This is a genomic window from Micrococcus sp. LASM2_SD2 (assembly GCF_057364565.1).
The window spans coordinates 1-7,397 of sequence record NZ_JBNFOB010000111.1; the positions used below are offsets into that span (position 1 = coordinate 1).

A 7,397-nucleotide genomic window follows, 5' to 3' on the forward strand; every position below is an offset into this window, starting at 1 on the left:
GTCGAGCGCGCCCGGCCGCCGCGTCCCGCGACGGCGACGCCCGTCCCCCACCCGCCCATCCGATGGAGCCCCATGAGCCCCGCCCACACCGCCACGCCTGCGGCACTGCCCGAACCCACCCGTGAACAGGTCCGCCGCTGGCGCCGCTACCTCGCCGACGAGATCGCCGAGGGCCAGATCTACCGGGACATCGCCGCCCGCAAGGACGGCGTGGAGCGCGAGATCCTGCTCGGCCTGGCCGAGGCGGAGAAGCGGCACGAGCAGCACTGGCGCACCCTGCTCGGCGAGCACGCGCAGAACCCGCCGCGCCCTTCCTTACGCCGTCTGCTGCTGCGGTGGCTCGCCCGCATCTTCGGCTCCGTGTTCGTGCTGGCCCTGGCCCAGCGCGCCGAGTCGGACAGCCCCTACGCCAAGGACTCGGATGTGCCGGAGGGCATGGTCGCGGACGAGGCCATCCACGAGGAGGTGGTGCGCGGCCTGGCCGCCCGGGGCCGTGAGCAGCTGGCAGGCTCCTTCCGTGCCGCCGTATTCGGCGCCAATGATGGTCTCGTGTCCAACCTGGCCCTGGTGATGGGCATCGGGGCCACCGGTGTGGCCCCCTCCGTGGTGCTGTTCACCGGTGTGGCGGGCCTGCTGGCCGGCGCCCTGTCCATGGCGGCCGGGGAATTCGTGTCCGTCCGCTCCCAGCGCGAGCTGCTGGAGGCCTCCTCCCCCACCCAGGTGACCCTGGAGGCCGCCGAGTACCTGGACATCGACGCCAACGAGCTCGAACTCGTCTACCTGGCCCGTGGGATGTCCGAGGAGGACGCCAAGCACCGCGCCCTCGAGCGCCTCGGCTACCTGAGCTGCGACTGCAACCCGAAGTACTCCGCCCGCCCGGACGGCTCGAAGGGCCCGGTGGACCATTCCGACGACTACGCGGAGATCGGCTCGGCCTGGACCGCTGCCGGTTCGTCCTTCTGCTTCTTCGCCGTGGGCGCGCTCATCCCGATCCTGCCGTACCTGTTCGGCCTGGCCGGCATGACCGCCCTGGTGCTCGCGCTGGTGCTGGTGGGCGGCGCTCTGCTGTTCACCGGCGGCGTGGTGGGCGTGCTCTCCGGCTCCTCCCCGATGGCCCGCGCACTGCGGCAGCTCGCCATCGGCTTCGGCGCCGCCGGCGTCACCTACGTGCTCGGCCTGCTCTTCGGCGCGAACGTGGGCTGACGGGCGTCCACCGCCTGCTCTGCCCCGCAGGCACACGGCCCCTGCCCCTCAGGACGAGGGACAGGGGCCGTGGTGCATCCGCCTGCCGGCGCGGGGCGCCGGGGCCCCACACAATCTGCACGACGGGCGTCGCAGGCCGGGCCCACTCCGCGAACCAGCCCTCTGGACTGTTCACCACCGATCGTCAGAAATGACCCGGCCTGATGCCCCCGCGGCCCCTGCCTCTCTGGATGAGACGCACGGGCCGCGCTGTATCGGCCCACGGCTGGCAGATCGTCTCCAGATCCTCGTGGGTGTGGCATCTCGGCGCCCCCAGATCTGTTCGTCTCGGGTTCCACAGACTTCGTGTGCCGGCCTGGACGGCAATCGTTCGATATGGTTGGCTTGGCCTGACTGCCGGTCTTCTCACGGCGGGGCTCCTCCCCTCGGGACGCGGCAGCACCCATCCTGGAGTCTTCATGCACCACCCCACTCTCGCGCCGTCCCGCCGCGCCGTCGTCGCAGGTCTGGCATGGTCCACGCCCGTCGTGGCTGCGTCCCTGGCGGCACCCGCATTCGCCACGTCCCCCCGCTGTCTCGTCACGACCACCGCGACCTGGAACTCCGCCCGGTACGTGCGTTCGAGCTCCACGACGGGCGTCTACACCTTCCCCGACCCGGACGGCACCGGCCCCCTGCAGGGCATGACGCTCACGGTCTCGACGGAGCTGGGATCGAACACCCGCACCGGCAATCAGGGCGCCACCGTGCCAAACAACCCCACCGTCAACAACAACCTGCGAGCCGCGCGGGAACCACCATCGGCGGGGCGACCAGCCCCCTCGGCCTGCATCAGTCGCCGATCCGCAACTCGGACAAGACCGACACGCTCACCGACGCCAACAAGTCGGTTACCACGTTCACGTTCACCCGCCAGGTGACCAGCCTGTCGTTCACGATCACGGACATCGACTCCGCCTCCAACGATTTCTGGGATGCGGTCGCCGTGGTGAGCCCCACGGCCTACACCGCCACCAAGACGTCGTCCACCCAGGTGACGGGAGCCGGCACCGTCACCAACCCGTGGCAGGCCGCGAACGCCAACCTGCCGGTCCCCGACACGTCGACCGCCGGCAACGTCCGGGTGACCTTCAGCGCGCCGCTCACCACGTTCGCGATCCACTACTGGAACCGGACGAAACTCTTCCGTTCTGACATCGACGGCGATCAGGGCATCTTCATCTCGGACCTGCAGCTCACCTACAACGCCTGCCCTGCCTGACCCGCCGCGCACGGCACACGGCCCCTGCCCCTCAGGACGAGGGACAGGGGCCGTGGTGCATCCGCCTGCCGGTGCGGGGCGCCGCCGGCGCCCCGCACCGCGGGATCAGGCCTGGGCCTGCAGGATCTCCCGCATGAGCTGAGCGGTCTCGGACGGCGTCTTGCCGACCTTCACGCCCGCGGCCTCGAGGGCCTCCTTCTTGGCCTGCGCGGTGCCGGCGGAGCCGGAGACGATGGCGCCGGCGTGGCCCATGGTCTTGCCCTCCGGGGCGGTGAAGCCGGCCACGTAGCCGACGACCGGCTTGGTGACGTTGGCCTTGATGAACTCGGCCGCACGCTCCTCGGCGTCGCCGCCGATCTCACCGATCATCACGATGGCCTGGGTGTCCGGGTCGGCCTCGAAGGCCTCGAGGGCGTCGATGTGGGTGGTGCCAATGACCGGGTCGCCGCCGATGCCGATGGCGGTGGAGAAGCCGAAGTCACGCAGCTCGTACATCATCTGGTAGGTCAGGGTGCCGGACTTGGACACCAGACCGATCGGGCCGGTGCCGGTGATGGTGGCCGGGGTGATGCCGGCCAGGGCCTCGCCCGGGGTGATGATGCCGGGGCAGTTCGGGCCGATGATGCGGGTCTTCGGCTTGCCGTCCTCGCCGGTCTTGGACTGGGACAGGGCGAAGAACTCGGCGGAGTCCTGCACCGGGATGCCTTCGGTGATGACCACGAGCAGCGGGATCTCGGCCTCGATGGCCTCGATGGCGGCGTCCTTGGCGAAGGCCGGCGGCACGAAGGCCACGGACACGTCGGCGCCGGTCTCCTTCATGGCCTCCTCGACGGAGCTGAAGACCGGGAGCTCGACGGCGTTGCCGTCCTTGTCCTCGTGGTTCACGGTGGTGCCGGCCTTGCGGGCGTTCACGCCGCCCACGATGTTGGTGCCGGCCTTGAGCATCAGGCGGGTGTGCTTGGTGCCCTCGCCGCCGGTGATGCCCTGGACGATGACCTTGGAGTCCTTGTTCAGGTAGATGGACATGTCAGTCTTACCTCAGTCTTTCCGAAAGCTCAGTTGGCGGCGTGGGCGAGCTCGGCGGCCTTGTCGGCGCCCTCGTCCATGGTGGCGGCCAGGGTGACGAGCGGGTGGTTCGCCTCATCGAGGATGCGGCGGCCCTCCTCCACGTTGTTGCCGTCCAGGCGCACGACCAGCGGCTTGGTGGCGGTGTCGCCCAGGATCTCGAGGGCCTTGACGATGCCGTTGGCCACGGCGTCGCACGCGGTGATGCCGCCGAAGACGTTCACGAACACGGACTTGACCTGCTCGTCGCCCAGGATGACGTCGAGGCCGTTGGCCATGACCTCGGCGTTGGCGCCGCCGCCGATGTCCAGGAAGTTGGCCGGCTTCACGCCGCCGTGCTTCTCCCCGGCGTAGGCCACGACGTCCAGGGTGGACATCACGAGGCCGGCGCCGTTGCCGATCACGCCGACCTGGCCGTCCAGCTTCACGTAGTTGAGGTCGTTGGCCTTGGCCTTGGCCTCCAGCGGGTCCTCGGTGCGCTCGTCGACGAGGGCGGCGTGGCCCTCCTGGCGGAACTCCGCGTTGTCGTCGAGGGAGACCTTGCCGTCCAGGGCGAGGATCTTGCCGTCGCCGGTCTTCACCAGCGGGTTCACCTCGACGAGGGTGGCGTCCTCCTTCTCGAACACGCCCCAGAGCTTCTGGATGACAGAGGCGACCTCGGACTTCAGCTCCTCCGGGAAGTTCGCCTCGTCCACGATCTTCTGCGCGGTCTCGGCGTCGATGCCGGTGAGCGCGGAGACGGGCACCTTGGCCAGGGCCTCCGGGCGCTCCTCGGCCAGCTGCTCGATCTCCACGCCGCCCTCGACCGAGCACATGGCCAGGTAGGTGCGGTTGGCGCGGTCCAGCAGCACGGAGAAGTAGTACTCCTCGGCGATGTCGGCGCCCTGGGCGACCATGACCTGGTGGACGGTGTGGCCCTTGATGTCCATGCCCAGGATGGCCTTGGCGTGCTCGTAGGCCTCGTCCGCCGTCTTGGCGACCTTCACGCCCCCGGCCTTACCGCGGCCACCGACCTTGACCTGGGCCTTGACGACGGTCACGCCGCCGATCTTCTCAGCGGCCGCCTTGGCCTCTTCCGGGGTCTGCGCCACGATGCCGGCCAGCACGGGCACGCCGTGCTTCTCGAACAGATCGCGCGCCTGGTACTCATACAGGTCCACGGTTACGGAGTCCTTCTACGTCGAAGACAGTGGGCCCGGCACGGCACAGACGTGCCCGTCCGGGCGAACGTGCCCCACCGCCTCCTCCAGCCGCGTGCGCGCGGCGAACTCGGACGGCAGGCAACCGTTCCACTGCTCACTCTAACCGAGAAACACCCTCGGGAACACGGCCCGCGAGCCGTTTTCCGACCGATCGGTCAGTCCACCTTCTCCAGCGGCGCGTAGCGCAGCAGCAGGCGCTTCTGCGCGCCGGTCTCCGCGAAGGTGACGGTCGCCACGGTCTTGTCCCCGGCACCGGTGACCCCGACGACGGACCCCTCGCCGAACGTCGCGTGCCGCACCCGGTCCCCCGGGGACAGCTGGACGATCTCCCGCTGCGGGCTGACCCGCCTCGGGGCCTGTCCGCGGACCACGCCGGAGGGCACCGTGAGGTCTTTGGCCTCGTCCCCGCGGGTGAGGCGCTGACGCACCCGGGGTGCGGGGCCGTCGTCGTTCCTCCCGGTGCCGGGGCCGTAGGCGCCGGACCCGTACGCAGAGGCACGGCCGGACGAGCCCCGGCCGCCGTACGCGCCCGAGCCGGAGGACCCCCCGGAACGGGCGCCGAACCGCTCGGAGTACCGGGAGGTCCCGGCTCCGGCCAGCGAGGTGATGGATCCGAAGGACGAGCCGCCCGGACGAACCGCGCCCTCGCGCTCCCAGTCGATGAGCGACTCGGGGATCTCGGCCAGGAACTGGCTGGGCGGGTTGTACTGGTGCTGACCCCACAGGGAGCGGACCTCAGCGCGGGTGACGTGCAGGCGCTCACGGGCACGGGTGAGGCCCACGTAGGCCAGCCGGCGCTCCTCGGCCATCTCCTTCTCGTCCGTCATGGACCGCGAGTGCGGGAAGACGCCGTGCTCCATGCCGGTCAGGAACACCACGGGGAACTCGAGGCCCTTGGCCGTGTGCAGGGTCATCAGGGTGACCTGGCCCTGCTGCTCGGCGAGCGCCTCGCCCTCCACGTCCGGGGCGGCGGGCAGCTGGTCCGCGTCCGCCACCAGGGCCACCTGCTCGAGGAAGTCCGCGAGTGTGCCGTCCGGGGTGGACTTCTCGAAGGCCCGCACCACGGCCACGAGCTCGCCGAGGTTGTCCGCGCGGGACTCGTCCTGCAGGTCCTCGGACTCGCGCAGCGCGGCGAGCATGCCGGACTGCTCCAGCACCGCCTCCAGCACGGTGGCCGGGCCGGAGCCCTCGGCCACCTGGGCGAGGTCGTCCATCATCTGCACGAAGCCTCTGACCGCCTTGAGCGAGCGGGTGGCCATGCCCGGGGCGTTCTCTGCGTCCCGCAGCGCCGCGAAGAACGGGATGCGGTTCCGGTCCGCCCAGGCGGCCACGGCCCCCTCGGCGCGGTCCCCGATGCCCCGCTTGGGCTCGTTGAGGATGCGGCGGACGTTGATGTCGTCATCCGGGTTCACCAGCGCCCGCAGGTAGGCCAGGGCGTCCTTGATCTCCTTGCGATCGTAGAACCGGGTGCCGCCGATCACCCGGTACGGGATGCCGCGGGTGACCAACCGCTCCTCGAGGGAGCGGGACTGCGCGTTGGTGCGGTAGAACACCGCCACATCCTTGGGGCGCACCCCGTGCTCGTCCTGGAGGCGGTCGATCTGCGTGGCGATCCACTCGGCCTCCGCAGACTCGTTCTCCGCCGTGTAGCCCACGATCTTCGCTCCGGCGCCCTCCGCGGTCCACAGGGACTTCGGGCGGCGGTCCGGGTTGTTCGAGATCACCGCGTTGGCGGCGTCCAGGATGGTCTGCGTGGAGCGGTAGTTCTGCTCCAGCTTGATGGTGGCCGCGTCCGCGAAGTCCTGCTCGAACTCCACGATGTTGCGGATGTCCGCGCCGCGGAAGGCATAGATGGACTGGTCCGAGTCGCCGACGACGGTCAGCTCGCCGCCGGGGGTCTGGACGCCCTCCGGCACGCCGGCCGGCCCGGCCAGCAGACGGATCAGTCGGTACTGCGCGTGGTTGGTGTCCTGGTACTCGTCCACGAGCACGTGGCGGAAGCGGCGGCGATAGTTGTCCAGGATCGCCGGGAACGCCTCGAACATGTGCACGGTCATGCCGATCAGGTCGTCGAAGTCCAGGGCGTTCGCCTGCCGCAGCCGGGCGGTGTAGTCCGTGTACACGGCGGAGACGGCCTGCCCCCAGGGGTCGTTCTGCGCCACGGTGGCCGCGTAGTCGTCCGCCTCGGTCAGCTCGTTCTTCAGGGAGCTGATCTTGTTCAGGATGCCCTTGGGGTGGAAGCGCTTCGGGTCCAGGTCCTGCGCCTTCGCGATCTGCGTGACCAGGCGCAGCGAGTCCGCGGAGTCGTAGATGGTGAACGTGGACTTCAGGCCGATCGCCGAGGCCTCGTTGCGCAGGATGCGCACCGCCGAGGAGTGGAACGTGGAGATCCACATCCGCTGGGCCACCGGGCCGATCAGCCCGGTGATGCGCTCGCGCATCTCCGCCGCCGCCTTGTTGGTGAAGGTGATGGCCAGGATCTCGTGGGGACGCGCCTGACCGGTGGCCAGCAGGTGCGCGATCCGGTGCGTGAGCACACGGGTCTTGCCCGAGCCTGCGCCCGCCACGATCAGCAGCGGCGCCCCGGTGTGCTGCACCGCGGCGGCCTGCTGCGGGTTCAGCCCCTCCACGAGCGACTCCGGCGTCGGCGGCCCGCCGGTCCGCCG

5 protein-coding genes are annotated in these 7,397 nt (G+C 70.3%); 2 read left to right on the forward strand and 3 right to left on the reverse strand.

The annotated features are described in order from the left end of the window. Positions 1-72 precede the first annotated feature (72 nt). Together AC2W7A_RS07260 and AC2W7A_RS07265 are read left to right on the forward strand one after the other, a co-directional pair. Positions 73-1,203 (forward strand): VIT1/CCC1 transporter family protein, encoded by a 1,131-nt coding sequence (locus AC2W7A_RS07260; protein ID WP_485990761.1) that lies wholly within the window; start codon positions 73-75, stop codon positions 1,201-1,203. A gap of 511 nt (positions 1,204-1,714) precedes the next feature. Continuing rightward, positions 1,715-2,464 carry a hypothetical protein gene (locus AC2W7A_RS07265; protein WP_485990762.1) on the forward strand — a complete coding sequence of 250 codons (750 nt, stop codon included), beginning with the start codon at positions 1,715-1,717 and terminating at the stop codon, positions 2,462-2,464. Between the two features lie 105 nt (positions 2,465-2,569). Here the strand turns inward: AC2W7A_RS07265 and sucD are convergent, their stop codons facing one another. From sucD to pcrA, 3 genes are all read right to left on the reverse strand, one after another. Beyond that, positions 2,570-3,490, reverse strand: coding sequence for a succinate--CoA ligase subunit alpha (gene sucD, locus AC2W7A_RS07270; RefSeq protein ID WP_485990763.1), 921 nt, complete (start codon positions 3,488-3,490; stop codon positions 2,570-2,572). 29 nt (positions 3,491-3,519) lie between these two features. Beyond that, positions 3,520-4,689: an ADP-forming succinate--CoA ligase subunit beta gene (sucC, locus tag AC2W7A_RS07275; protein ID WP_485990764.1), complete on the reverse strand. Its 1,170-nt coding sequence runs from the start codon at positions 4,687-4,689 to the stop codon at positions 3,520-3,522. Positions 4,690-4,886: 197 nt separating this feature from the next. Next, positions 4,887-7,397, reverse strand: a 2,511-nt coding sequence (gene pcrA, locus AC2W7A_RS07280; protein ID WP_485990765.1) for a DNA helicase PcrA, incomplete at its 5' end; no start/stop codon positions are given.